We start from the raw sequence: 24,597 nt of genomic DNA, 5'->3' as shown, positions 1-24,597 counted from the left end.
AAGCGCGCATGACGTCTCGGCCACGGGACTCTTACGTCGCCGCACCCCGACGCCCGACGAGCTCCAGGGCCCTGCGCAGATTGTGTTCGGCGATGGCCCGCATCGGCTCCGGGTCCGGGAAGTCGCCGTCGAGGAGGCGGAGCGGGCCGGACACGAGGGAGAGGTGCATGGCCAGTCGGTAGAGGCGGAGGCGGTCCTCGTCCAGGCCGGGGGCGCCGAGAGTGTCGTAGTGACGGCCGAAGCGGATCCGGAGGAAGACGTGCTCCCACTCCGCGTCGAAGTACATCAGGCCTTCGATGTCGATCAGGGCGGGATTGCCCTCCGCGTCCAACAGGACGTGGTCCGGGCCGAGTTCTCCGTGGATGAGGGAGTACCGGGAGCGGGGGTGGACGGCGGAGGCGAGTTCCCGTACCGCGGCCTGAAGGTCCTCTCGCACGGCGGCGATCCGTGCGTCTCTCGCGGCGACTTCGGTGATGTCGCGCAGGGCGCCCGTGGTGACGCGCCGCTCGCAGGAACTCGCGGACGATTCACCGCCGTTGTCGACGAGGACGACCTTCCCGAAGGCGGGCGCCTCGTGCGCGTGGAGCTCGGTGAGCTGTGCGGCCAGCCTCTGGAGCGAGGCCTGGCCCGCGACCGGGTCCCGCTCCAGCGCCTCCTCAAGGCTCCCGCCCCGCATGTCCTCGACGACCGCCGCGTCCGCCGGGAGGTGTGTGTGCGTGGCGTCGGCGTACAGCAGCCGGGGCGTGCGCACACCGGCGGCGGCCAGCCGGTCGTGCGCCGCGGTGAACAGGGCGAGGCCCCTCCCGTGGGAGAAGGGGTCGCGCGGATCGGAGGGCCCGGCGTCCCAGTAGTCCTCGTCCTCCGACCAGACGTAGGCGACGGCCGTGGAGTCGTCGTCGAAGGTCAGCCGGTACACGCCCTTCTTGGTGCCGCCGCGCAGCCGGGCGACGGCGGCGAGGGAGCGGTGGGGGCCGGTCGCCGCCCGGGCGAGAGGGGCCAGGTCGTCGCGGGTGAGGGGCTTGCGGGTGGCGGTCATCGTCGGATGCTCGCACCGCCGGGTGCCGACCGCAGCCGGTTTTCAGGGGGCCGCCGGGGGCTCAGCGCACCCAGCCCTCCCGGTACGCCGTCCAGTCCTCCTCCGTGGCCGCGAAGTCCACGTACGCGGCGACGCCGAAATTGGCACGGTCCGCGTCCGTGCGGGACAGGCCCAGCCGGACTCCCCGGACCGCGGCGGAGACGGTCTCGGCGTGATTCCAGTGGCCGAACCGGTTCTCGTGGTAGAAGGGCAGCCCCATGAGCAGGTCGGTGGAGTGCGGGGTGACCTCCAGGGCCAGCGCGGTCTGCTGGGCGACATAGCCGCCGTAGGTGCTCTCCAACGGCTGCATCGTGTCGTACGACATCACCGCGATCTGGTCGACCCGGCGCGCGACCTGCCCGAAGAACTCCTGCGACCACCACTTCGGGTGCCCGGCGACCGTGCCCCAGAAGGAGTGGAACGCCGGCACCGGATCGATCTGGTGCGCGGCGATCGACAGCTGGGCGTCCTGCGCGCTGGTGACGCGGTGCAGGGAGTCGAGGAGGGTGAGGTAGTTCCGGTCGCCCGAGTGCAGCGGCTCCAGGTCGAAGTGCACGCCGTCGAAGCCGGCGGCCAGGATCTGCCGGGTGGACTCGACGACGGCGGCCCGGGTCTCGGGCCGCTCCAGCCGCATGCCGTTCGGGCTCTCGGTGGCGAGCACGTCACCGAGCCAGGCCTGGACGCGGATGCCGGGCGCTGCGGCGTGCACGGCGTCGATGAACCAACGCGCCCTGGGATAGGCCGACTCGGGCAGCGTGCCGTCGTGCTCCAGCGGCCCGGAGTGGACGTAGAGATCACGAATCCCGGTGCTCTCCAGTCGGCGGGCGAGAGCGGTGACGTCGGCGTCCTTCTTCCGCCCGTCGACCCAGGCATGGCCCAGCCAGATCGCGTCCTTGTCGCGGGTGTACGTGCCGTCCGCCGGGTCGCCGGTGTAGTTGACGCGGAGGGCGATCTCGCCGACCAGCAGCGGCAGGACGAGGACCAGGACGAGCGCGAGGGCGGCACGCCGAACCCGGCGGGCCCAGGGCCGCCGCCTCTTCGGCTCGGGCTCGGGCTCCGGCTCCGGCTCGGACTCGGACTCCGGCTCCGGCTCCGGCTCCGGCTCCGGCTCCGGCTCCGGTGAGGCATGCTCGCCGTCGGCGACCGCGGGTATCTCGCCCTCCCCAGCGACCGCGGGTATCTCGCCCTCCCCGGGCTTCTGCTCTGCTTCCATCCCCATCCCCATCCCCATCCCCGTCCCCGTCCCCGTCCCCCCAGAACGTTCCATGACGGCGTTCCCCTCCCCCATCGGCGTACGGCCACCCGCCACCCCGGTCGCGCGCCCTCATTCCTCCTCATACGCTCCGAAATGTGACGTCATCGTTGATCCGGGGCCGACCGCGGCGTGCCCGCTCTCACATATCCGTGCGGGTGACGCATGCCGTGCTGGGCGGTGCGGCCGGGCTCGTGTGGCTGGTGTTGCCAGGGATGACGATCAGCACGGACGTCCCGGTTGCGATCAGCACCGACGCCCCGGTGGCCGCCGCCGCGCCGGAGGACGAGGGGTCATCGGCCACGGACCTGGTCCTGCCGCTCGTAGTGGTGGGTGCGGTGGGCGCACTGGCCGGATACGGATACCTACGACGCACCAGACGGGCCAGAACCCGGACCACCCCCGGCGGCACCCACACCACACCCGCGGCCCCGCCCCTCACGGAACTCGACGACCGGTCCCGGACCCTCCTCACCGACGCCGACAACTGGATCCGCACCAGTCGCGAGGAACTGAGCTACGCCGAGGCCCGTTCCGGACCGACGGCCGTCGCCCCCTTCACCCTGGCCGTGCGCGACGCGGAGTCCGAACTGTCGGCCGCCTTCCGCATCCGGCAGCGGTACGACACCGGCGTCCCGGACGACGAGACGTCCCGTCGCCACGCGCTCGCCGGGATCGCGGGCCGGTGCCAGGAGGCGGGCCGCCGCCTGGACGAGGAGGCCGCGGCCTTCGACCGGCTCCGCGCCCTGGAGCGGGAGATCGGCGAGGCGCTGGCCGTCGCGGAAACACGCTTCCGGGAACTCGCCGGCCGCACGTCGACCACGGAGTCGACCCTCGCCGACCTGGCCGAGCGGTACGCGCCCGCCGCCACCGCCTCGGTCACCGGCTCCGCCGAACAGGCCAAGGACCGACTGGTGTTCGCCACGACCCATCTCAACCAGGCCCACCAGATGGCCGACTTGGGCGACGCCGAGGTGGCGGCCCGGCATCTGCGCGCCGCCGAGGGAGCCGTCGATCAGGCCGCCGCCTTCGTCGACGGCATCGACCGACTGGCCACCGAGCTGAGGTTCGCCGCAGGGATGGTGGCGAGCGCCCTGACCGGGGCAGAGGCGGAGCTCTCGGGGGTGCGGGGCATGCTGCCGGCCGCCGGGGAGGGGAAGCGGCCCGCGGACGCGGGCATGGGCGCCATGACGGGCGCGTTGCCGGAGGCCGGGGCGGGAACGAGGACCGGCGCGGGCGACACGGCGGACGACGCGAGGAGATCGGCACGTCGGCCGGAGTCCCCGGACGCCCTGCCCCGCGTCCCCGTGGGCGAGCTGCGGTCACGGGTCCTGCACGCCGACAGCGTGCTGGCCTCCGTACGGCAGGAACTGACCGGCGGGCAGCCGTACGACCCGCTGGGCGTCCTGCACCGGATCGTGCGCGCCCTCGCCCCGGTCGCCACCGGGCGGGCCGGGGTCCTCCCGGCGGCGGCCCGGCTCGCCGCGCACAGCGCCACCGCCGTGGCGGACACCTTCGTCGCCACGCACCGGGGCGTGGTGGGTGCCCACGCCCGCACCCGGCTCGCGGCGGCACGGGAACTGCTCGACGCACCCCTCGCCGGCCTGGTACGCGCCCACAGCCTGGCCGGGCAGGCGCGCGAGCTCGCCGAGCAGGACGTGCGTGTGCACGGCAACCCGGTCACCGGTGCGGCCGGGCACGCGAGCGGGGTCGCCGGGGCCGTCCTCGGCGGGATCCTCCTGGGCGGCGGCCCGGACGGCGGTCCGCCGCCGAGCTTCGGCGGACCGCACACGGAGGCCAGACGAGGACTCCCCTCCGCGTAGCCCGCTCAAATCCGCGTAGCCCGCTCAAATATCCGCGTAGCCCACTCGAATCAGGCTCAGAACAGGCTGAGCAATGCCTCCGCCGGATCCGCCAGCCCGTTCTCCCCGTCCGGCAGCGGAAGTTCGAACCACACCGTCTTGCCGCGCGGCGTCCGGCGGGAGCCCCAGGCCGCGCTGAGGAGGCCGACCAACTGCAGTCCGCGTCCTCCCTCGTCCGTGTCGCGGGCGCGACGGCGGCGCGGTTGGACCAGGCCGGAGTCCCAGACCTCGCACACCAGCGTGCGGTCGAGGAGCAGTCTCAGCCTGATCTCGCCCTCGCCGTACCGCAGCGCGTTCGTCACCAGCTCGCTGACCAGCAGCTCCGTCGTGTCGACCAGGGGTTCCATGTCCCAGCTGAGCAGCTGGCCGCGTGCGTACTCACGGGCCTTGCCCACGCTGCGCGGCTCGCGCGGCAGCGTCCAGTCGCCGACCGACTCGGCGGGCAGTCCCTGGACGCGTGCCATGAGCAGGGCGATGTCGTCCTCGCCGTGGTGGCTGTCGAGGGTGTTGAGGACGTGGTCGCAGACGTCCTCCAGGGGGCTGGAGGGGTCCGTCAGCGCTCCCACGAAGGCCTGGAGGCCCTCGTCCAGCGGGTGGTCGCGCGACTCGACCAGTCCATCCGTGTAGAGCGCCAGCAGTGCGCCTTCGGGAAGGTCGACCTCCACCTCCTCGAAGGGTTCGCCACCCACGCCGAGCGGCATGCCCGGCGGCACGTCGAGCATCAGCGCCGCCTCGCCGGGTTCGACCAGGACCGGAGGCAGATGGCCCGCGTTCGCGAAGGTGCACCTGCGGGTCACCGAGTCGTAGACCGCGTACACGCAGGTCGCCAGGTACACCTCGGAGAGGTCCGCCTCGCGGGGGCGACGGGCGGCGCGGGTGGCCTGCTGGACGCCTCCCGGTGCCCCGAGTCCGCGCGCGATCTCGTCCAATGCGGACAGGACTTCGGCCGGTTCGAGGTCCAACAGGGCCAGTGTGCGTACGGCCGACCGGAGTTCACCCATCGCGACCGCGGCCCGCAGGCCCCGGCCCATCACGTCCCCGACCACCAAGGCCGTCCGGTGCCCCGGCAGTTCGATCACGTCGAACCAGTCGCCGCCGACCTCGCTGGGCCGGTCCGAGGAGGAGTTGCCGGGCAGGTAGCGGCAGGCGATGTCGAGGCCGGAGGCGACCGGGTCGCCGGGGGGCAGCAGGGACCGCTGCAGTATCAACGCGCGTTCGTGCTCGCGCCGGTAGAGGCGGGCGTTGTCGATACAGACGGCCGCACGGGCCGCCAGCTCCACCGCCAGGTCCCGGTCCCGGTCGCCGAACGGCTCGCTGCCCTTCGTACGGGCGAACTGCGCCAGGCCCACGACGGTGTCGTGGGCGACCATCGGCACCGCGATCGTGGACTGGACGAGACCGCCCTCCTCGGCGGGGACGATCCGTGGGCGCGCGGTGCGCAGGGCGTCCGCGCAGGGCGAGTTGAAGGGGTAGTGGTGGACCGCGCCGACCGCGACCGGATCGCCCGAGCCGGCGAAGGGCGCGTCGGAGACGGCGCTGGCGAAGGCGACGCGGCGGAGTTCGGCGCTGCCGTCGGCGAGACCGGGCGGGGTCTCGTCGCCGGCCAGCAGGCCCTGGTAGAGGTCGACCGTGGCCAGGTCGCAGAAGCCGGGGACGACGACGTCGAGGAGTTCGCGGGCGGTGGTCTCCAGGTCGAGGGAGTTGCCTATGCGGGCCCCGGCCTCGTTCAGAAGGGCGAGATTGCGCCGGGCGGAGGCGGCTTCGCGGGCGGCGGCGCGGCGGGAGGTGATGTCGAGTCCGAGCCACGCGATGCCGATGGGGCGGCCGGAGCCGCTGTGCACGCGGTAAAGGTTGATGGACCAGTGGCGGCGCTCCTCGGAGCCCGGCACGAGGCCCGTGACGTGCATGTCCGTGATGGAGTTGCCGGTTTCCAGTACCCGGCGCAGGGTCGCGGCGACCCGCTCGGCCTCGGGGCGCTGCAGATAGTCGTACACGCCCTTGCCGCGGTGGTCGTCGGGGGTGCCGCCGAAGGTGTTGGCGAACTGCTGGTTGGCGCGGCGCACCCGCAGGTCGGGGTCGATCAGCAGGAAGCCGAACGGAGATTGACCGAATATCGCCTGCGAGGCGGCGAGATCGGTCTCGATGCTGCGCAGGGTGCGGACGTCGACGACGATGCAGACGGCGGCCTTCTCACCGTCCTCGGTCCGCGTCGGCATGACGTACACCTCGGCGAGGCCCTGCCGGCCGCGCTCGCCGGCCGCCGTGTCCGGCATCCGGAAGGGGACTACACCGGTCCATTCCCGGCCGTCGAGGATCTCGGCCATCTTCCGCTGGCCCCGCTCCTGAAGGTCGGGGTCGACGAACGCCTCGATGGGGTCCATGCCGACGGCCCGCGCGGCGGTGATACCGAAGAGCTGCTCGGCCCGCAGGCTCCACTGGTCGACCAGCCCGTCGGGGCCGATGGAGAAGGAAGCGACCCTGATGTAGTCGTAGATCGAGCCGGGCGGACTGCTCTGCCACACGGCGTCCCCAAGCGGCACGTCTTCCGGACGGATCCCCGCCGCGGCAGCACTCGCGGCCTCCGTCCTCGCGCCGTCCGACGGGTCTTCCGACTCCGTGGCCTTCGCTGGTATCTCGCTCACGCGAACCGTCCCCTCCAGCTCACCGCGTCCGGCACCGGTCACCGGGGGCGGCTGCCCGCAGTATCCAGCACTACGGCGCCGCACAACACGGTGTTCACGATCACAGCACGGTCCCGATGGTTTTCGGTCCGGACCGTGCCAATACCTACAGTCTTCTAACCAGCGGACACGTCGTCGAATCCCACATGCCGACAACCGCCACTGGCCTGAACCAGTTGCTCGACAGAGCGCAAGCGGTCGTACACCGCCGGCTCACCCCGGCACCGCGAGTTCGAACCACACCGTCTTGCCCGCGCCGCCCGGGCGGGTGCCCCAGCGGCGCGAGGAGTGGGCCACCAGTTGCAGACCCCGGCCGCTCTCGTCGTCGGGCCGGGCGACGCGCTCGCGGGGCGGGTCCGGGAGTGGGTCGGAGACCTCGACCAGCAGGACACCGCCCAGGCCCGCGGGGCGCACCAGCCGTACGCCGATGGGGCCGGTGGCATGCCGCAGGGAGTTGGTCACCAGCTCGCTGACGAGCAGCACCGCGAGGTCGGCGAGGCTGTCGAGACCCCAGTCGCGCAACTGCCCCCGGACGACGGAACGGGCGCTGCGGACGGCGCCCGGGTCCGCGGGGAAGGTCCACTCGGCGCCGTCGCCTTCGGTGTCGATCACGCCGATCACATCCCGGGCCGCCCGGCTCACCCATGTCCGGTTTCGTGGGCTTAATGGGCACATACCCGATATCAAGCGGCCAGTACCGCCCGCGGCGGCGCGCTGTGACACCAGGGCCTGTCCGGCGGATCAGGTCGCAGGAATTCGGCGGTGCCTCGTCGACGCAGGTGAGCGGGGCCATGGGGGTGCCCCCGCGCGAGGTTGTCCGAACGTGGGGGAGCGTCGAGCTGCAAGGCGGAGGAGGGCGTCGACGCGATGGGGGTCCCCCCGCTCGAGCGAAGTCGAGAGTGGGGGAGTCGGCAACCGACGACAACGCGGCAGATCGGCGTGCCAGGCCCCGCGTCTGCGGCATGCTCCGCCGGACAGGCCCTGACGGCGTACGGGACGATCAGCGCGCGCCGCCGGCGAGCAGTGCGACCGTCGCGTGCACGGCGGGCACGTCCTGGTCCAGCCAGTCGACGTCCCACAGCTCATCGGGGTTCAGCCAGCGCAGCTCGTCGTGGTCCTGGAGGGCTTTGGGTTCGCCGGCGCCGGGAAGGAGGCGGGCCGTCCACACCTGGAGGACGTACGGCGACTTCAGGGGCCACTCGCCCGGGACCCGCTCGACGGGCTCGGTCTCGATGCCGAGTTCCTCGCGCAGCTCGCGCACGAGCGCCGCCTCGGGCGTCTCGCCCGCCTCGACCTTGCCGCCGGGCAGTTCCCAGCGCCCGGCGAGTTCTGGAGGCGCGCTGCGGCGTGCGGCGAGGAGGCGGCCACCGTCGAGCAGGGCGGCCCCCACCACCACGATCCGTTCCGTCATGCGCCGGAGCCTACGGGAGCGCAGGGGCCGACGAGGCCGGGGGCTCAGTCGGCCGAGCTGCTTCCGTTCTGCCCGATCCGTTCGACCCAGTAGAGCTGTTTGTGGCCGCGGGAGTCGAGACTGTCCGCGATCTTCTGGGCCTCGGCGCGGGTCGCATACCTGCCCACTCGGTAGCGATTGCCGTTGTCGTCCTGCCGTATGACGAGCCAGGGAAGAGTGATCGTGCCGTCATTCATCGCGCCCCACTGCTCCTTCCCGCCCCGGCCCGCCCGCTTCCCACCCACAGCCTGCGCCGAGCCCCACCCGCTAAGGAAACCGCAATCCGCATATGCCCGACCCTACGCCCAACCTTTACGCAGCGAACACGCCTTTTCACAAAGAGGTACGCAACCAGCCAGGACGGACCGGCGCGACAGGGGGCGCATGCTACCGAACGCGCCCCCTGTGCGCATCGATGCATCCGGTCAGCGCCATACCCCGCGCATCTGTGCCGACCTGCAAGAACGGCCGAATTCGAACGCTGTGCGAAGGGGCGCCGGTTGGGCGTTCGCCGGGGGCAACTGCCAGGAGGGCGTGCGCCACTTCACATTCGGCAGACAGCAAGTAAGCCGGGAGGCGCGGTACTTCACCGCGCCTCCGCACGGCGCTACTTCACCGGAAGGTGATACGCGACCCGGTACCGGTCCGCCGGGACCACCACGTCGGCCGTCTCCACCGGGCGGCCCGAGGCGTAGTACGTGCGCTGGACTACGAGGACCACATGGCCGGGGACGCCGCCGAGCGCGAGGAGTTCCTCGGCGAGGCCGGGGCGGGCGCCGACCTCCTCGGTGACGTTGTCCACGACCACGTCGATGGCGGCCATCCGCTCGACGACGCCCATGCCGCCGAGCGGGCCCTCCTCGGGCAGCATCACGGGCGTACGGCCGGTGACGGCGAGGGGCTCCCAGGAGGTGGAGAGCATCATCGCCTCGCCGGCCTCCCGGAAGACGTACTTCGTGCACATCACGCGGTCGCCGGGCCGGATGGCCAGCCGCTCGGCGACGGCACCGCTCGCCTCGGCCTGTTCGCTGCTCGACTCCCAGGTGCCGCGCGCCTCCCCGTCGGCCTGCTCCTGCCGGAAGGGCGTGGCCCCGCCGGCCGGGCGGTAGCCGGAGCGGGCGATGGGCCGGGGCACGGGCAGCTCGCGCACATACGTGCCCGAGCCGGAGCGGCCCTCGACCAGCCCCTCGGCCATCAGCACCTTGCGCGCCTCGAGCGCGACCGTGTCCGAGACGCCGTACTCCTCGCGGATTCTGGCCTGGGACGGGAGGCGGGTGTGCGGTGGCAGCGAACCATTGACGATCTTCTTGCGGAGATCACCCGCGACACGCAGGTACGCCGGCTGCTCACCGAATGTCACTGGCCGCTCCCATCAGGTTGTACAGACAGCAACAGCGTGGCAACCGTGGGTTGGGCCACGCAAGCAAAGGCCAGAGAATCACTCGATGTGATGACATGTGCCGGGGCGGGGCTTTACGCAGGCAGTTTCTCCCCGCTATGGCGGCCGTCACACCTCCAGGTCGTCGCCGCCTCCCCCGCTGTCCCCGCCGGTGCCGCCCTCGTCGTCGGCGGGCGGGGTGGTGGCCAGCCCCAGAGCCTTGCGTGCGGTGACCGACAGGTCGGAGTTCTCCAGCTCCAGGGCCTCGCCGTAGTGCACGTAGAAGGCGTCCACATCAGCGGCCGCGGCGGCCTTCGCCCATGGCTTCTGAAGTGCCTCCGCCTCCTTGGCGACGGCCTCGACCGGCTTCTGTGCGTCGGCGGGCCACGTGTGGCCGCGCAGCATCCCGCTCTCCTCGGCGAGCGCGGACACCATGTGCGCGGCCCACTCCTTGTTGGCCTGCAGATCGTCCTCCGGCATGTCCACCGGAACCGACTCCATGGCCGCCTGCGGGACGTTGACCGCCTTCAGGTACGCGAGCTGGTCCGCGTCGAGCGTCGTCTCGTCGTTGCGCAGCGAGCCGCCGTTCATGGCCGCGTCGCTGTCGGTGTTGCCGAACGCGCAGGTGATCTCGCGGTCGCCGAGATCCCAGCTCTCCTGGGACGGCACCACGTAGTACACGTCCACGTCGTCCGGTACGGCCCAGGCGTCCATGGCGTAGGCGGAGCGGAGCTTGTAGCACTTGTCCTCGGCGGTGCCGGTGACCGAGCTGTCACCGGGGAAGTCGCCGTCCGGCAGCGTGACGACCGCGAACACCTCGCCGTCGTGCGCGCCGGAGCAGGACACCTCGTCGAGGTCGTACGTCGAACCCTCCAGGCCGCTCGGCGAGTCGAAGCACTCGCCCTTGGCCGGCGAGCTGCTGCTCGCGGCGTCCTTGAACCCTTCCCAGAACTCCGACGCACCGTTGGTGGCGAGCACCAGCACCCACATGGCGAGCCCGAGGGACGACAGCACGGACCCGGCGATCGCCATGCCCCGCCCGCGCTCGCCCTTCTTCTTGATCTGCACCAGCGCGATCAGCCCGAGGACCAGTCCCACGGCCGGCAGACAGCACAGGATGCCGAGGACCAGGGCGGCGATGGCGAGCCCGTTGACGGGCGCCGGCTGGTTGTACGGGCTGTAGCCCTGCCCCCAGCCCTGATAGGGCTGGGGGCCGTAGGGGCCGACGGGGCCGTAGGGAGGGCCGTACGGTCCCTGCGGGGAGGGTGGAGGCGGCGGGTACTGGCCCTGCGGGTACGGCCCTTGGGATTCCTGAGGCTGGTAGGGCCCAGGGGGCGGGGGTATGGACACGAGTACCGTGCTTCCTGGTTCGGGCGGTGGGGCCGGGACGAAGACCGTACGGAACAGACGTACGACAGGCCGCATGGTAAGCGCGGGGCCGATGGGGGCGGAATGCCGGTCACGAATACGACGATCCGGGCGACGAACGGACTGACCGCGAGGTGGGCCGCGGCCACGGACGGCGGCACGGTGTTCTCGGCACCCGGCGTCTGGCCGCTGCTGGCCCTTGTGGCGGACGGTGCGGCGGGGGCGGCGCGGACGGAACTGGCGGAGGCGATCGGGGTACCGGCCGGCCAAGCCGCCGACGCGGCACGGGAGTTGCTGGCCGCGATGGCGGACATCCGGGGGCTGGACACGGCCGTCGGGCTGTGGACCGGTCGCACGCTGGAGCTGCGGGAGGAGTGGGAGGCGGGGCTGCCGGTGGGGGCGCACGGGGTGCTCACGGGGGATGCGGCGGCCGATCAGGAGGCGCTGGACGCGTGGGCGGTGAAGCGGACGGGCGGGATGGTCGAGCGGATGCCGGTCGCGCTGACGGACCGTACGGAGATGGTGCTGGCGAGCGCGCTGGCCTTGCGGACGGAGTGGCTGCGCCCCTTCCAAGACAGCCCTCTCGCGCCGGAGACCGGGCCGTGGCAGGACAGGGTCCTGCTGGGACTGCGCCGGAGCAGCACCCTGCTGGACCGGGTCGGCGTGGCAAACACGCCCTACGGCCACGTCACCGAGCTGAAGGTGCTGGGCGACACCGCAGTCGACGTCCACCTGCTGCTGGGCGAGGAGGGGATGACGCCCGGGCAGGTGCTCGGGGCGGGCGTGGACGTCCTGGCCCGGCGGTGTCCGGTCGTGCCGGGGCCCCGACTCCCCTACGGCGAGGTGGGACCGGGCCTGCACGTGGTGAAGGAGCGCCACTCGAGGCCCGTACCGCCGGCGCTGAAGGTGGAGACCCCGGCCTTCGACCTGAGCGCGCGGCACGATCTGCTGGCGCTGCACCGGGTGTTCGGACTCTCGACGGCGATGGACACCTCGGCCGGTCACTTCCCCGGCATCAGCGGCCTCCCCCTGGCCGTCGCCTCGGCACAGCAGTCCGCGACGGCGGCCTTCGGCAGACTCGGCTTCCGTGCCGCGGCGGTGACGGCCCTCGGCATCGCGCTCGTCGGCGGCGCTCCACCCGCCCTCCGCTGGACCGCCACCACTGTCCGGGCCACCTTCGACCGCCCCTTCGGCTTCCTCGCCGTGCACCGCCACACCCGGCTCGTGCTCGCGGCGGGGTGGGTCACGGACCCGGAGCCGTATCCCGAGGAGTACTGATGATCGACGCGGTCAACGGGCTGAGCGCCCGCTGGGCCGGGACGGTGGAGGGCGGCACCGTCTTCTCCGCGGTCGGTGTCTGGCCACTGCTCGCCTTCCTGGCGGACGGGGCGACGGGGGCGGCACGGAAGGAGCTGGCGGAGGCGGTCGGGATGCCGGCCGATCAAGCGGCGGCTGCCGCAAGGGAGTTGCTGGCGGAGTCGGCCTGTGTGGAAGGGCTGGACTCCGGCCTGGGGCTGTGGAGCAAGCGGACCGTGGAGCTGCGGGAGGAGTGGGCGGCCGGACTTCCGTCGTCGGTGCACGGCGTGCTCACGGGCGACCTCGATGCCGACCAGCGGGCCCTGGACGCGTGGGCGGCCGAGCGGACGGGCGGGATGGTCCGGCACATTCCGGTGGCGTTGCGGCCGGACTCTGCGCTGGTGCTGGCCACCGCGCTGGTGTTGCGGACGCAGTGGGAGGTGCCGTTCGAGGGCGAGTTGATGCCTTGGCGGGGGGACGGGCGGGCGAGCGGCGGGCGTACGGCTGTCGGAAACGGGCGAGTGGGAGACGGTCGTACCGGTGCCGGAGCCGGGCGGGTGGGGGAAGGGTCTGCGACCGCGGGGTACGACTGCGTGGGGCTGACCCGTACGGCCCCGGATCCGGACGGCGTGGCCGTGGTGCGGGTGGCCGGCGGTGCCGTGACCGAGGCTCGGGTGCGGGGCACGAACGGCGTCGACGTGCATCTGTTGCTCGGTGACGAGGAGTTGGGGCCCGGGGAGGTGCTCGGCGCCGGTACGGAGATACTCGCGGGCCGGCTCGCGGCCGTGCCCGGGAGCCGGCTGCCGTACGGCGAGGCGGGGCCCGGTCTGCGTGTGCAGCGGATCCGCACCCACTCCCCCGAGCCGCCGAGCCTGACCCTCGACACCGTCGAGTTCACGGTCGCCGCAGACCACGACCTGCTGGCCGAGCCGAAGCTGTTCGGCCTGGCCACTGCCGCCGACGGGAGCCTAGGCCACTTCCCGGGCATCAGCGCCGCACCCCTCAGACTCGCGTCCGCGCGGCAGTCGGCGACGGCGACCTTCAGCGCGGAGGGGTTCCGAGCGGCCGCGGTGACGCTGACCGGCATGGACTGGCTGGGCTGGGATCCGGAGCCGGAGTACGAGACCGACCGGCTCTACGCCACCTTCGACCGCCCCTTCGGCTTCCTGGCCGTGCACCGTGCGTCGCGGCTCGTCCTCGCGGCGGGCTGGGTCACCGACCCGACGCCCTTCCGCGAGGACGACTACCGCTGATCCGAAGTCAGTGCCGTGACCGCGTAGGTTCGCCGGGTTGGTGGGTGTGGCGGTTGGGTTGGGTGTGCGGTGATGCCCGATCCGACCGCTGGAGGCGCGGCGGCGGTGCTGTCCGTGTGCGCAGACTGACCGAGCACGAAGGGCAGCGGCTGCGGCGGATCGTGCGCCGGCAGCGCGAGTTCGGTGCGCCACCGGCGCGCGATGATGCTGCCGGCCTCGGCCGGCGGGAACCGGGTGCCGGTGCTCGCGCAGCTGGTCCAGGCCGGCGAGGACACCCGTCCGGGACGTCATTCACCGGTTCGACGAGATCGGCCTGGCCTGCCTGGACCATCGGCGGGCGAGAGGCCGTACCCGCCAACTCACCCCTGATGACGAGGACTTCGCCCTCCAGACGGCCACCGCTCGACCGGTCGGGCTCGGCCGGCCCTTCACCCGCTGCTCATCACGCAAGCTCGTCGCCTACCCGCGGAAGGTCCACGGCCGGATCATCCGCATCGGCCGCGAAGCATTACGCTGCCCGCGCGCCCGCCGCGGTATCACCTTCCAGCGCGCCAAGACCTGGAAGACCGCAGCCTGAACAACCGACGAATCCATGCGGTCACAGCAGCTGGCTCAGTCAGGCGGCGGTGGTGACGCGGAATGTTGCTCGGCTCTGGCGACGCGTTCCTCAAGAGCCCGGATGCGGTCGTAGAGATCGACCAGGGTCACGCCGTTGGCCACCACACCGGGGCGCTGCCAGTGCCTTCGCACAAATTCCTCTCGGCTCTCCTGCACCGACTGCTGGAATCCGGTCGAAGCCACGGCGCCTGGTGCCGTCGCAGACCTGAGCTCGTCACGCCCGAGCGAGACCTTTTGCAGCTTCAGCACAGCAATCGCACCGAGCACGATCGCCACGAGAGCGGCGACGGGTATCAGCAACGCCCAGCTGGCCGACATGAGAGCTCCCTGGTCCCTGGTCCCTGGCAGTAGATCGACAATATCGGCCCTCGGCCGAGACGAGCACTTGAAGCGTGACCGGGATGGGCGGCCAGACCTCCTCGTGCTCCTCGTGCTCGTCGAGCTCTCAGCAGACGAAGGGCGCGGCCGGCACGTTGCCGATCTGCCGGCGGTTGCGGTCCCGTATCCGCGTGAGATGGGCATCCGCCGGGGCGGAAGCCCCTCAAAATTCCGGCCTCACGCAACGCGGCGACCTGTGCGGTCGCACCACCGGCCCGCCGTTGACGAAGACGGATGCTATCCGGTCCGCATGGGGGCGGCGATCCGCTCGACGATCTCCTCGATCTGAACCAGACACTCGTGTACTTGTGGCGGAGGTACGCCAAGAGGGTCGTTCACGTCTACGTCATCCGTGCGTGTCGACACGGCACCACGGCGCGCGGCCGCGCCCTGGACGAGGGTCACCAACCGTGCGGCCGGATCCACAAGGCCTGCGGCGTCCTCCGAACGCACCAGCCGGGCGAACTCACGGAAGGTGAACGCACGGGACAACGCCCGCACAGGGGCCAGCCGCACAGCGGCCTCACGATGCTCCGTCGCAGCGCCCAGCACCAGGTCCGCGTTCTCGACCATCTCCTTGGTCAGCCGGCGGGAGCCCGTCCCGCAGGGCTGCACGCCACGTCCGAGGAGGAAGGAGGCAACAGCAGCCGCCATTGGCATGCCCACGACGGCCCGGGTGCCCGCACTGCTCAGATGGATCACTTGCCGATGCTGGAGCAGTCGGTGCCTGAGCAGGCACTCGGCAAGCGGAGAGCGATAGAGGTTGCCGGTGCACACCACAAGTACGCGGAACGGGGGCACACACCCTCCAGGAGGGGAAAGAGGAGACCAAGACGCGCGGCGCGATGTCAGTATTCATCCGACATCTCCGCCGGGTGAGGACTTCAAAGAGCGTTTCTTCCCGGCCGTGACGCTCGGGCCGAGGTTCGGGGTCGCGCCATCCGGTCGAGCAGCGGTCGCCGGGTGAGCATCGTGGCCAGGGCGGGGTGCTGACGCTCGACGCCACGGCCGGGCCTTGGTGAGTGGACCACCCCAGGGCGTCACCGGTCAGGGCGGTCGCCACAGGGCGACCAACCCAATGGCACACATCGGGCGTCTTCGCTCCTCGGATCCGGGGGACTGGCGACCAGTCCGGTGATCCGGATACGCCACACGGCGCCTTATCTCCTGGAAATGCTTAACAAGGGCTATTAGGCGCTATCTATGCACATACCGTACTCGCGGGTCGGACCATGCCGTCGCCCGATTCCATTTGAGGAGCGTGAATGCGATGACGGCCTCATCGAAGTGTCGTGCCGCCTTCGCGGCCACGGCAGCCTCCGCTGTCCTGGCCGCAGTCCCAGTCCTAGGGGCACAGCCTGCCTACTCCCAGCCGTATCCACCCGATGCCCCGAGCCTGACCCTCACCGCCACCAATGTGGCCGCAGGAGACGACCTCGGCTTCACAGGGACCGGGTTCAGTCCGAACGAGGGGGTGGACGCATTCCTCTTCTCCAAGCCGATCAAGCTGGGCCACTTCACGGCCGACGGGAACGGCACGGTGGAGGGCACCGTCACCATCCCCAAGTGGACCGATCCGGGCAAACACATCTTCCGTCTCAAGGGAGAGGAATCGAAACTGAAGCTATCGGCCAAGATCATCGTACGCTCGCACAAGCCTCACCTCGCTGCCACCGGTGAGGACCACTCGTCCGTTCTGTTGGGCGGAGCCGCAGGGCTGCTGGCGCTCGGAGCCGGCACGATGATCGCCGTCCGGCGACGGAAGCAGAACTGACCACCCCGCTCCATCAGGCAGCTACGAAGCCCGTAGCGCTACCGGCGGCCGACAGCGGAACTCCCGACGCATGACCTCACGTTGTCGTCGGGGTACCCGCCATCGGCCGCTGCCGCTTTTGACCGCCTGAAGCAAACCCCTGCGGGAAGGCGGTCGAAGTCCGGGCGGCCGGAGCCCGGTGGTCTCACCTGGATCCGGCCGTCGCAGGACAGGCGCCGTCAGGAGCGGCATGCCGTGGGCCCTTCCACGGATGCCACCGCGGGGCCGGTTCTCGTTCGGCCTCCGGCCCCGGCCGCCGCGGAGTCTGTCAGTGCCGCAGTGCGCCGGACTCGAGATTGTCCACGTACCAGGCGTACGTCCGGGCGATTCCCTCTCGCAGGCCGATACGAGGAGCCCAGCCGAGCGCGGTGAGCCGGGATACGTCGAGGAGCTTGCGCGGGGTACCGTCCGGCTGCTTCGCGTCCCACTCGACGCTCCCCCGGTACCCGACGGCGTCGGCGACGAGTTCCGCCAGTTCCCGGATGGTCAGGTCCGTACCGGTGCCGACGTTGACCGGACTGTCCGCGTCGTAGTGCTCGATCAGGTGCAGGCACGCCCGTGCCAGATCGTCCACATGGAGGAACTCCCGACGAGGCGTGCCACTGCCCCAGTTCACCACCCGTCGCGCACCCGACTCCTGCGCCTCGTGGAAGCGCCGCATCAGGGACGGCAGCACATGAGAGTGCTCGGGGTGGAAGTTGTCGCCCGGCCCGTAAAGATTGGTCGGCATGGCGGAGATCCAGGGCAGACCGTACTGACGTCGCACCGCCTGCACCTGCAGAATGCCGGTGATCTTGGCGATGGCGTAGGCGTCGTTGGTCGGCTCCAGAAGCCCCGTCAACAGCGCCTCCTCGCGGATGGGCTGCTCGGCGAACTTCGGGTAGATGCAACTGGAGCCCAGGAACAGCAGCCGCTCCACACCGTGCTCCCGGGCCGCGTCCAGCATGTTCACCTGGATGCGCAGGTTGTCGGAGAGGAACTCCGCGGGCCGGGTGGCATTCGCCTTGATCCCGCCCACTCGAGCCGCGGCCAGCACCACCACGTCCGGGCGCACGGCCGCGAACCAGTCGAACACCGCCTGACGCTCCCTCAGATCAAGCTCCGCCGAGCCGGGCGCGACCACATCGGTGAACCCTTCTCGGCGCAGTTCCCTGCGCACCGCCGAACCGACCAGCCCCGAGCCCCCGGCCACGAACACGCGCGCCGAGCGGTCGAGGGGCCGGTGCACCCTGTCGTCCTGCACCGCGGCACGGGCGTTCACCGCCGAGGCGACCGGGACTTTGCCACCGGTGTCAGTGCAGGCAGCCATGAGCCTCGAAGCCCTCCCTCACGGACGGTGCGTGGAGAGCCGCCGCCTCCGCGCGGCCCTGGGAACTGAACGCCTGTGAGCTGAATGGAACCGGCATGTAACCCCTGAAAACGCGACACAACAGCATGATGCGGATGATAGCGCCGATTTCCGTATTCTTGCCGGGTGCCGGAAGTACCGGAGGCGCATGAGTTCGGGGGCGCATCCTGTCCGTCCTCACGGCTCTGCCGAAAGAGAAGGCGCGTGGCCGTCGAGACGGGCATCGCCGCACGACACGTGGCCAAGAGGAAGCAGCATGTTGAAGACGAAGATCGCCGATCCCACGAGGCCCGGATCCCTTGCCCACTCGGCTCGCGCCAAGCGCTGGGACGAACTGCTGCGCTGCTTTCCCGACCTGACCGAGATGCACGTTCTCGACCTCGGCGGCACCCCGACCGCCTGGCGTGGCGCACCTGTCCGGCCGGCGCACGTGGTGACCGTCAATCTCGACCCGCGCACTGCCCGGCACGCCGAGTCCGGGATCACGCCGGTCGTCGCGGACGCGTGCAGCCTCGCATTGCCGACGCACATGGTCACCCGGCGATTCGACCTCGTGTACTCGAACTCCGTCCTGGAGCACGTGGGAGGGCACTACCGGCGGCAGCAGTTCGCCGACACGGTGGACAGCCACGCGGACCACCACTGGGTACAGACCCCCTACCGCTACTTCCCCGTCGAACCCCACTGGTTGTTCCCGGGGCTGCAATGGCTCCCGTTCCGTGCTCGCGTCGCCGTCTCCCGGCACTGGCCGCACGGACACGTCCCACGCGCGGGGCGTGCGCAGGCCACCCGCGACGTCCAGGAGGTCGAGCTCCTGTCCGCGGCCGAGATGCGGTCCTACTTCCCTGCTTCCACCATCTGGTTCGAACGCTTCGCCGGACTTCCCAAATCACTGGTCGCGAGGAAGTGAGCCACGCCCGCCACCCTCCCCCGCTCAGGTGCGTTTCCAGCCCCCACAGCCCAGCAGATGGAGTTCGCATGACGAACAAGACCGCGCTGATCACTGGCATCACCGGCCAGGACGGCTCCTACCTCGCAGAATTGCTGCTGCAGAAGGGGTACGTGGTGCACGGAATCGTCCGCCGCGCCTCGACCTTCAACACGCAACGCATCGAGCATCTGTACCGGGATCCGCACGACCCCGATGCGCGTCTCTTCCTGCACTACGGCGACCTGACCGACGGAACCAGGATCGCCGGGCTGCTCGAGCGGCTGCGGCCCGACGAGGTCTACCACCTGGCCGCCCAGTCCCATGTACGGGTGTCGTTCGACGAGCCGGAGTTCACCGGGGACACCACCGGGCTGGGCACCACACGGTTGCTCGAGGCCATCAGGGCGACGCGCCTGCCCTGCCGGTTCTACCAGGCGTCCAGCTCGGAGATGTTCGGCGCCTCCCCACCGCCTCAGCACGAGGGCACCCCGTTCCACCCGCGCTCCCCGTACGGGGTCGCCAAGGTGTACGCGTACTGGGCGACGCGCAACTACCGGGAGGCGTACGGGATGTACGCGGTCAACGGCATCCTGTTCAACCACGAGTCTCCTCGCCGTGGCCCGACCTTCGTCACCCGCAAGGTGGCCACGGCCGCCGCGCGCATCAAGGCCGGCCTGGAGGACGTCGTCTACCTGGGTAATCTCGACGCCCGACGCGACTGGGGATACGCGGCGGAATACGTCGAGGCGATGTGGCGGATGCTGCAACAGGACGAACCGGACGACTACGTGGTCGCCACCGGTGTCAGCCACAGCGTGCGCGACTTCGTCGAGCAGTGCTTCGCCCATGTCGGCCTCGACTGGCGCGACCATGTGCGCTTCGACGAGCGATACCTGAGGCCGACCGAGGTGGACGACCTCGTCGGAGACGCCTCCAAGGCCGAGCGCGTCCTGGGATGGCACCCGAAGGTGCGAGCCCCGGAACTGGCCCGCCTCATGGTCGACGCCGAGATCGCGGCCCTGTCCCCGGCGCCTGCCGCTCCCGTCGGTGCACCCGCCGCTCCGACGGCGCTCGAGTTGGTCGAGCAGTGACGCGTACAGGGAACCCGGCTCCGCAGAAGGTGGCCGTCCTGATGACCTGTCACAACCGCCGGGAGCGCACTCTGGCAGCCCTGGCGTCGTTGGACAGGCAGCTCGGACTGCCGCCCGGGACAGCCCTGACCGTCCACCTCGTCGACGCCGGAAGCACCGACGGAACCGGCGCCGCCGTGCGCGCCGCCTTTCCGGGCACCGATGTGGTCAGGACGGATCCCGATGTGTACTGGGGCACGGGCACGGCCATGGCGGCGGCACGCGCGGACCCCGGCGCTCACGTGCTGTGGCTCAACGACGACGTGGTCCTCGCCGCGAACGCGCTCGCCGTGCTGCTGCGCACCGCCGCCCCGCTCCAACAGGCGGCCGTGGTCGTCGGCACCATGCTCTCCGCCGACGGAAGCCGCACCACTTACGGCGGCTACCGGCTCCGTCGCGCCCCCTGGCGCCCACCGCGTCTCGAGCGGGTCGAACCGGACCCCAGCCGGCCCCTGGCCTGCGACTCCTGCAACGGCAACGCGGTTCTGGTCACCCATGCGGCACGACGGACACTTGGAGACCTGGACCCTGCTTTCCCGCACCGGATGGGGGACAGCGACTACGGACTGCGGGCACGGAAGGCCGGCGTCCCTGTTCTGCTGGCTCCGGGGCACGTGGGTGTCTGCGACGACCATCCGCCGTTCGCCCCCGGCACTTCGCGGGCCACCGGGATCACGGTACGCACGGCGCTGCGTCGGGCGACATCGGTGCGGGAACAGCCCCTCGGGCCATGGTGGCGCTTCTGCCGTCGCCATTTCGGGGTCTGGTCGCCGCTCGTCTTCTGCTCCCCGTATGCGAGGACATTGGTCACCACGGTGCGGACGAGACGCTCTCCGGCCGGCGGCGTGCCCGCGCCACCACCCCCACAGCCGGTGGCGAAGAATCACCTGCCCCTCTGAAGCGCCCCTTCACAGCCGCGGCGTGCTTCCGCCTCCGGCTCCTCACCTCCCCCAGGACGGACCAACGGTGCAGCACCTAGCCGTCGCCTCGGACATGACTCAGACCGTCTTCGTGGGACTGGCGCTCTTCGCTGTCCTGATGTGGGTCTTCACGCAGCACTGCAACACCGCCATCGGCCTCCTCCTGGGCGTACAGGTGTGGTCGATCGCCGCGGATGGTGAGATCCCGCTCTTCGATGTCGGCGTCAACATCCACCCAAGTGATCTGCTGGCCGCCTGCGCCATGCTGGTGGCCGGCGCCCGGCTGCTGCGGCGGGCGGTGCCGCCCCGGGCCGAGTTGCTGCTCGTAGTGGCAGTGATGTTCCTGATCACATGGTCGATCCACCAGGGAGTCGGCGCATGGGGCCTGCCCGCCGCCGCCAATGACGCCCGCGTCTACTTCTGGCAGGTCTTCGCCTCGGCCCTGTATGTCGCGACCGCGCCCCTGCACGCCGGCAGGGCCCGTGCCATCGTGCGGCTGTGGCTGGTCTCAGCCGCCGCGTACGCCGCACTGAGCCTGGTCGGATGGCTGAACACGGGGCTGCATTCGGTTGTCGACGCCGCCACCGTAGGAGGGGAGGTGTACGACCCCAGACCAGTGCCGGCCAGGTCTGCCCTGGTCCTCGCGCAGAGCGCGGTGCTCTTGCTGTGCCCATGGGGCGGGCACTCGTCCGCTCCGGCCACAACCGCGGAGAACAGCCCGGGAGGAGACCGGCGGGGGCGGAAAGGCCGGCCGGACGACGGCCGCGGCAAGATCCTGCCGGCGCTGCTCTGCCTGGTCTTCGTGGTGCTGTTGCAGCACCGGACCGTCTGGGCGATCACCATCGTGATGGCGGTCGTGTGGTGGGCGCTGATTCCCGCCCGAGCAGGTCAACGCCTGGTCTCCGCGGTGGCAGCCGTGGTGTCGTTGTGCGTGGTCGCACTGACGTTCGCCGCCGGCATGTTCGGCGGGGTCGGCAGCGTCCTCGCCGACTCCTTCGCGGAGACGCGGGACGCGAACAGCACCTTCTCCTGGCGGGTTCTCGGCTGGCAGGAGCTGATGGACGGGCCCAAGACCCTGACCGAATGGCTGCTGGGCAGTCCGTTCGGCTCCGGCTACGACCGGTGGCTCGGAGGCGTGGTGATCTCCGTCTCCCCGCACGACTACTACCTGCACGTCCTGCTTCGCCTGGGCGCGGTCGGACTGCTCATGCTGCTGACCTTGTACGTTCTCGTATGGCGGCGGCTCGGTCGCGGCGGGAACGGCACGCAGGCACTGCGTCTGGTGGTCGTCTCCCAACTCGTGCTCTTCGTCTCGTACTCTCCGTTCCCCGAGCAAGGGATCCTCCTCGGGCTGTGTCTGTGGCAACTGCGTGCCGACGCGGCAGGCCGGTTCAGCGATGTACGGAGGAAACCACTCGTCGCCCAGCAGAGGGGTGACACAGCCAGGAAAAGGGCGGATCGGGTACACGGTGAATACCGCGAAGAAACGGAAGTACCCCCGACAATGGGGCAATGACTCTCCTTCACCGCGTCCGTGTCGCCGCTCAGCGCATCGGCCTTGATGTGAACCGGTTTCCGCAGTGCTCACTCGATTACCGCGTCGTGCAGCTGATTCTCCGCAGCCGCATCGATGTGGTGCTCGATGTGGGGGCGAACCGCGGTCAGTACGGAGCGATGCTGCGGCGGTTCGGATACCGGGGAAGGATCGTCTCGTTCGAGCCGCTCCACGAGCCCTTGCGGACCCTGCGCCACCGCGCCGCGACGGACCCGCTGTGGAAGGTGTTTCCGTACGCCCTCGGTGACAGGAATCGCACCGTTGACGTCAACGTAGCCGGTAATGGATGTGCCAGCAGTTCCGTGCTGCCCATGTTGTCAAGGCACGCAGAGGCCTGCCCGGAATCCCGCTACGTGGACGTCCAGGAAGCCGAGCAGTTTCGCCTCGATGCCGTCTGGCCGCAAGTGGCCGGGCCCGAGGACCGCGTGTTCCTGAAACTCGACGTCCAGGGATATGAAGGAGCCGTCCTGGAAGGAGCCGCGGACCGCGTCGGTCAGTGCACCGGACTTCAGATGGAAGTCTCGTGTGTCCCGCTGTACGAGGGCGGCCTGCTCCTGGAAGACGCGCTGGGAATCGCGCAGCGCCGGTACGGGATGACCCTGGCGGCACTGGTGCCCGGCTTCAGCGACAGCCGGACCGGGCAGATGTTGCAGTGCGACGCGGTGTTCCTTCGTGAAGGCGCGCGGGCGGGACGACGCGGCAGCACGGATGACGCGGCACTTGGCCGCCCGTGATCAACGCGGTGGGTCGGACGGATCCGTGGCCGCAGACGACGGGAGAGAGGAAGCGAGCGATCTCCGGCTCCGCAGCAGGCCCATGGCGACGGCAACCGCGAACACGGGAATCCAGCCGCGCAGAAGCACGCACACCAGCACGACCGGCAGTATGGCGACCAGGCCACATCCCAAGGCCGCTGCCACGGAACGGTCCGCAGAGCCGAGCGCGGCAGCGCCCCCCAATGCCGCCCCGACGGCGAGGTGCGCCCCGTGCATGCGCAGGGCGGCGCCGGCACGCATCAGGCCGGACCGGTGCCAGGCCGCCAACTGCACGAGATGGCCCACCCCTTGTCCCACGGCGGCCGCAACCGCCACCAGAACGAGAGCCTGCGCGAACGCGGCCGCGGCAACCCCCGCCATGGTCGCCACGACCGTGGCCGACAGCGTGCCGAGCAGGGCCCGTGGTGCGTTCCGTACCTGGTCGATCAACCCTCCGCAGTAGCACAGCAAGGTCATGGCCGCCGCCGCGGACAGGACAGGGACCAGTGCCACGGCCGGCTCCCAGCCCGGCCCCAGCAGCAGGCGGAGGACCGCCGGCCCGATGCCTGCCGTTACGCCGAAGCCGATGAACGCCACGGCCGACGCCGCACACAGCGTTCGCTGCACGTCCTGGCCGAAACGGAGACCTTCGGCGCGCCGCTCGGCGAGCAGCGGAGTCACGGCCCAGTTGATCCCTTGGTACAAAAACGTCAGAAGCAGTCCGGTGAACAGGGACGCTCGGGAGTACGATCCCGCGGAGCCCGGGCCGAGCAGCCGACCCGAAACCCACAGCGGGATGTTGTTGGTGATGAACTGCCCCAGGCTGTGGCTCGTCATGAATCCCGAAGGAGCGAGAAGATCGCGTGCCGTGACCGGTGGCCCGGGAGGCGGCGGCCGACGAGCGACCCAGGCCGTGCCCACGGACAGGGCAACGGCCGCCGCGACCGGCTGTGCGAGGGCCAGTCCGAAGGGGTTCCAGCCGCATACGAGGATGCCTGCCGCCGTTGCCACCCCCACCGCCTGGCCCAGCGCCTCGGCCAGCACCGCCATCGGGGCCGCACCCGCGCGACGCATGGCAGCGACGGTCACGTTGGCGCTCGGCTGCACGAGGAACACGCATGCCAGCAGGCGCGTCATGACGGTGAGGTCCGGCATGTGGAAGAAGGAGCCGAAGACCGGGGCCACCGCTTCCACCAGAAGGAAACACACGGCGCCGGAGACCATTGCGAGACGCCGGGCGGCGCGCAAGAAGGGCAGCGTCAGGCGCTCCGACCGGAGCACGCAGGCCGACAGTCCGGCGTTGGCGAAGTAGCCGAAGAACGGCACCACGGTCAGCGTGATGGCGTAGACGCCGTAGGCATGGGCATCTACGGCTCGGGCGGTGTAGGCCGTGTATCCGAGTTGGAGCAGCACGACCACCAGGGAGCCGGCGATGTTCCAGCGCAGGCTGATCACGGCTGACCGGGATGCGGTTTCCGAAGACCGATGCCGGGCGGAGACGGTCGCACGGTGAGCCGCTGACATGTCCGGGAGT

The 24,597-nt window shown here is 70.8% G+C and carries 21 protein-coding genes and 1 pseudogene; 10 read left to right on the top strand and 12 right to left on the bottom strand.

From position 1 onward, the window contains the following. Positions 1–31: 31 nt before the first annotated feature. Both ADK57_RS12385 and ADK57_RS12380 read right to left on the bottom strand, forming a co-directional pair. Positions 32–1,036, bottom strand: coding sequence for a phosphotransferase family protein (locus ADK57_RS12385; RefSeq protein WP_053749459.1), 1,005 nt, complete (start codon positions 1,034–1,036; stop codon positions 32–34). A gap of 61 nt (positions 1,037–1,097) precedes the next feature. Then, positions 1,098–2,288, bottom strand: coding sequence for a glycosyl hydrolase family 18 protein (locus tag ADK57_RS12380; protein WP_107091536.1), 1,191 nt, complete (start codon positions 2,286–2,288; stop codon positions 1,098–1,100). Between the two features lie 254 nt (positions 2,289–2,542). On the opposite strand from ADK57_RS12380, the gene ADK57_RS12375 reads away from it, so the two are divergent. Further along, entirely contained in the window at positions 2,543–4,150 is a 1,608-nt protein-coding gene (locus ADK57_RS12375; protein ID WP_234390155.1) for a hypothetical protein, read from the top strand. A gap of 56 nt (positions 4,151–4,206) precedes the next feature. Here the strand turns inward: ADK57_RS12375 and ADK57_RS12370 are convergent, their stop codons facing one another. The 6 genes from ADK57_RS12370 to ADK57_RS12345 all read right to left on the bottom strand — a co-directional run bounded on the left by ADK57_RS12370 (position 4,207) and on the right by ADK57_RS12345 (position 11,048). After that, positions 4,207–6,831 carry a SpoIIE family protein phosphatase gene (locus tag ADK57_RS12370; protein ID WP_053749457.1) on the bottom strand — a complete coding sequence of 875 codons (2,625 nt, stop codon included), beginning with the start codon at positions 6,829–6,831 and terminating at the stop codon, positions 4,207–4,209. A 252-nt stretch (positions 6,832–7,083) separates the two neighbouring features. Further along, complete coding sequence (locus tag ADK57_RS12365) at positions 7,084–7,545, bottom strand: ATP-binding protein (protein WP_053749456.1); 462 nt, start codon at positions 7,543–7,545, stop codon at positions 7,084–7,086. Positions 7,546–7,870: 325 nt separating this feature from the next. Beyond that, positions 7,871–8,281, bottom strand: a complete 411-nt coding sequence (locus tag ADK57_RS12360) for a (deoxy)nucleoside triphosphate pyrophosphohydrolase (RefSeq protein WP_053749455.1) — start codon at positions 8,279–8,281, stop codon at positions 7,871–7,873. 44 nt (positions 8,282–8,325) lie between these two features. Further along, positions 8,326–8,517, bottom strand: coding sequence for an SPOR domain-containing protein (locus ADK57_RS12355; protein ID WP_053749454.1), 192 nt, complete (start codon positions 8,515–8,517; stop codon positions 8,326–8,328). Positions 8,518–8,927: 410 nt separating this feature from the next. After that, positions 8,928–9,680 carry a GntR family transcriptional regulator gene (locus tag ADK57_RS12350; RefSeq protein ID WP_053749453.1) on the bottom strand — a complete coding sequence of 251 codons (753 nt, stop codon included), beginning with the start codon at positions 9,678–9,680 and terminating at the stop codon, positions 8,928–8,930. 147 nt (positions 9,681–9,827) lie between these two features. Then, positions 9,828–11,048 (bottom strand): DUF4190 domain-containing protein, encoded by a 1,221-nt coding sequence (locus tag ADK57_RS12345; RefSeq protein WP_053749452.1) that lies wholly within the window; start codon positions 11,046–11,048, stop codon positions 9,828–9,830. Positions 11,049–11,150: 102 nt separating this feature from the next. Here ADK57_RS12345 and ADK57_RS12340 point away from each other — a divergent pair, with 102 nt between their 5' ends. The 3 genes and pseudogenes from ADK57_RS12340 to ADK57_RS51065 all read left to right on the top strand — a co-directional run. After that, positions 11,151–12,344: a serpin family protein gene (locus tag ADK57_RS12340; RefSeq protein ID WP_053749451.1), complete on the top strand. Its 1,194-nt coding sequence runs from the start codon at positions 11,151–11,153 to the stop codon at positions 12,342–12,344. Continuing rightward, positions 12,344–13,615: a serpin family protein gene (locus ADK57_RS12335; RefSeq protein WP_053749450.1), complete on the top strand. Its 1,272-nt coding sequence runs from the start codon at positions 12,344–12,346 to the stop codon at positions 13,613–13,615. The genes ADK57_RS12340 and ADK57_RS12335 overlap by 1 nt, the downstream gene beginning before the upstream one ends. Before the next feature lie 62 nt (positions 13,616–13,677). After that, positions 13,678–14,180, top strand: a pseudogene (locus tag ADK57_RS51065) (helix-turn-helix domain-containing protein); the annotation flags it as partial. Positions 14,181–14,227: 47 nt separating this feature from the next. Here ADK57_RS51065 and ADK57_RS12325 read toward each other — a convergent pair. Next, positions 14,228–14,551 carry a hypothetical protein gene (locus ADK57_RS12325; RefSeq protein WP_053749448.1) on the bottom strand — a complete coding sequence of 108 codons (324 nt, stop codon included), beginning with the start codon at positions 14,549–14,551 and terminating at the stop codon, positions 14,228–14,230. Between the two features lie 297 nt (positions 14,552–14,848). Beyond that, positions 14,849–15,388: a low molecular weight phosphatase family protein gene (locus ADK57_RS12320; RefSeq protein WP_234390158.1), complete on the bottom strand. Its 540-nt coding sequence runs from the start codon at positions 15,386–15,388 to the stop codon at positions 14,849–14,851. Positions 15,389–15,881: 493 nt separating this feature from the next. Between ADK57_RS12320 and ADK57_RS48940 the strand changes: the two genes are divergently transcribed. Beyond that, positions 15,882–16,385 (top strand): LPXTG cell wall anchor domain-containing protein, encoded by a 504-nt coding sequence (locus ADK57_RS48940; RefSeq protein ID WP_107091534.1) that lies wholly within the window; start codon positions 15,882–15,884, stop codon positions 16,383–16,385. A 307-nt stretch (positions 16,386–16,692) separates the two neighbouring features. Here ADK57_RS48940 and ADK57_RS12310 read toward each other — a convergent pair whose 3' ends face one another. Then, on the bottom strand, positions 16,693–17,733 hold the full coding sequence (locus ADK57_RS12310; protein WP_078973087.1) for a GDP-L-fucose synthase family protein: 1,041 nt from the start codon (positions 17,731–17,733) through the stop codon (positions 16,693–16,695). A gap of 295 nt (positions 17,734–18,028) precedes the next feature. Between ADK57_RS12310 and ADK57_RS12305 the strand changes: the two genes are divergently transcribed. The 5 genes from ADK57_RS12305 to ADK57_RS12285 all read left to right on the top strand — a co-directional run bounded on the left by ADK57_RS12305 (position 18,029) and on the right by ADK57_RS12285 (position 23,042). Beyond that, positions 18,029–18,682, top strand: coding sequence for a class I SAM-dependent methyltransferase (locus ADK57_RS12305; RefSeq protein ID WP_053749445.1), 654 nt, complete (start codon positions 18,029–18,031; stop codon positions 18,680–18,682). A 68-nt stretch (positions 18,683–18,750) separates the two neighbouring features. Continuing rightward, positions 18,751–19,794 (top strand): GDP-mannose 4,6-dehydratase, encoded by a 1,044-nt coding sequence (gmd, locus tag ADK57_RS12300; protein WP_053749444.1) that lies wholly within the window; start codon positions 18,751–18,753, stop codon positions 19,792–19,794. A 41-nt stretch (positions 19,795–19,835) separates the two neighbouring features. Continuing rightward, on the top strand, positions 19,836–20,732 hold the full coding sequence (locus ADK57_RS12295; protein ID WP_199830561.1) for a glycosyltransferase family 2 protein: 897 nt from the start codon (positions 19,836–19,838) through the stop codon (positions 20,730–20,732). A gap of 94 nt (positions 20,733–20,826) precedes the next feature. Continuing rightward, a complete protein-coding gene (locus ADK57_RS12290) occupies positions 20,827–22,269 on the top strand; it encodes a hypothetical protein (protein ID WP_159050049.1) in 1,443 nt (480 codons plus the stop codon). Then, the gene (locus ADK57_RS12285) at positions 22,266–23,042 is read left to right on the top strand and encodes an FkbM family methyltransferase (RefSeq protein ID WP_053749441.1); all 777 of its coding nucleotides are present in this window, start codon (positions 22,266–22,268) and stop codon (positions 23,040–23,042) included. Before ADK57_RS12290 ends, ADK57_RS12285 begins: the two co-directional genes overlap by 4 nt. Here the strand turns inward: ADK57_RS12285 and ADK57_RS12280 are convergent, their stop codons facing one another. Next, the gene (locus ADK57_RS12280) at positions 23,043–24,518 is read right to left on the bottom strand and encodes an oligosaccharide flippase family protein (RefSeq protein WP_053749440.1); all 1,476 of its coding nucleotides are present in this window, start codon (positions 24,516–24,518) and stop codon (positions 23,043–23,045) included. Positions 24,519–24,597: the final 79 nt, after the last annotated feature.

This window comes from Streptomyces sp. MMG1533, from assembly GCF_001279775.1.
Taxonomy (GTDB): Bacteria; Actinomycetota; Actinomycetes; order Streptomycetales; family Streptomycetaceae; genus Streptomyces.
Note: the sequence above shows the minus strand (reverse complement) of the source record. Positions and strands in the feature narration are given on the sequence as shown.

Excerpts from the sequence above, each read along its gene's own strand:
- ADK57_RS12310 (WP_078973087.1), bottom strand. The coding sequence starts at position 17,733 with ATGGCTGCCTGCACTGACACCGGTGGCAAAGTCCCGGTCGCCTCGGCG.
- ADK57_RS12355 (WP_053749454.1), bottom strand. The coding sequence starts at position 8,517 with ATGAATGACGGCACGATCACTCTTCCCTGGCTCGTCATACGGCAGGAC.
- ADK57_RS48940 (WP_107091534.1), top strand. The coding sequence starts at position 15,882 with ATGACGGCCTCATCGAAGTGTCGTGCCGCCTTCGCGGCCACGGCAGCC.
- ADK57_RS12295 (WP_199830561.1), top strand. The coding sequence starts at position 19,836 with ATGACCTGTCACAACCGCCGGGAGCGCACTCTGGCAGCCCTGGCGTCG.
- ADK57_RS12385 (WP_053749459.1), bottom strand. The coding sequence starts at position 1,036 with ATGACCGCCACCCGCAAGCCCCTCACCCGCGACGACCTGGCCCCTCTC.
- ADK57_RS12375 (WP_234390155.1), top strand. The coding sequence starts at position 2,543 with ATGACGATCAGCACGGACGTCCCGGTTGCGATCAGCACCGACGCCCCG.
- ADK57_RS12305 (WP_053749445.1), top strand. The coding sequence starts at position 18,029 with ATGTTGAAGACGAAGATCGCCGATCCCACGAGGCCCGGATCCCTTGCC.
- ADK57_RS12325 (WP_053749448.1), bottom strand. The coding sequence starts at position 14,551 with ATGTCGGCCAGCTGGGCGTTGCTGATACCCGTCGCCGCTCTCGTGGCG.
- ADK57_RS12285 (WP_053749441.1), top strand. The coding sequence starts at position 22,266 with ATGACTCTCCTTCACCGCGTCCGTGTCGCCGCTCAGCGCATCGGCCTT.
- ADK57_RS12360 (WP_053749455.1), bottom strand. The coding sequence starts at position 8,281 with ATGACGGAACGGATCGTGGTGGTGGGGGCCGCCCTGCTCGACGGTGGC.
- ADK57_RS12380 (WP_107091536.1), bottom strand. The coding sequence starts at position 2,288 with ATGGAAGCAGAGCAGAAGCCCGGGGAGGGCGAGATACCCGCGGTCGCT.
- ADK57_RS12335 (WP_053749450.1), top strand. The coding sequence starts at position 12,344 with ATGATCGACGCGGTCAACGGGCTGAGCGCCCGCTGGGCCGGGACGGTG.
- ADK57_RS12340 (WP_053749451.1), top strand. The coding sequence starts at position 11,151 with ATGCCGGTCACGAATACGACGATCCGGGCGACGAACGGACTGACCGCG.
- ADK57_RS12290 (WP_159050049.1), top strand. The coding sequence starts at position 20,827 with ATGACTCAGACCGTCTTCGTGGGACTGGCGCTCTTCGCTGTCCTGATG.
- ADK57_RS12365 (WP_053749456.1), bottom strand. The coding sequence starts at position 7,545 with ATGTGCCCATTAAGCCCACGAAACCGGACATGGGTGAGCCGGGCGGCC.
- gmd (WP_053749444.1), top strand. The coding sequence starts at position 18,751 with ATGACGAACAAGACCGCGCTGATCACTGGCATCACCGGCCAGGACGGC.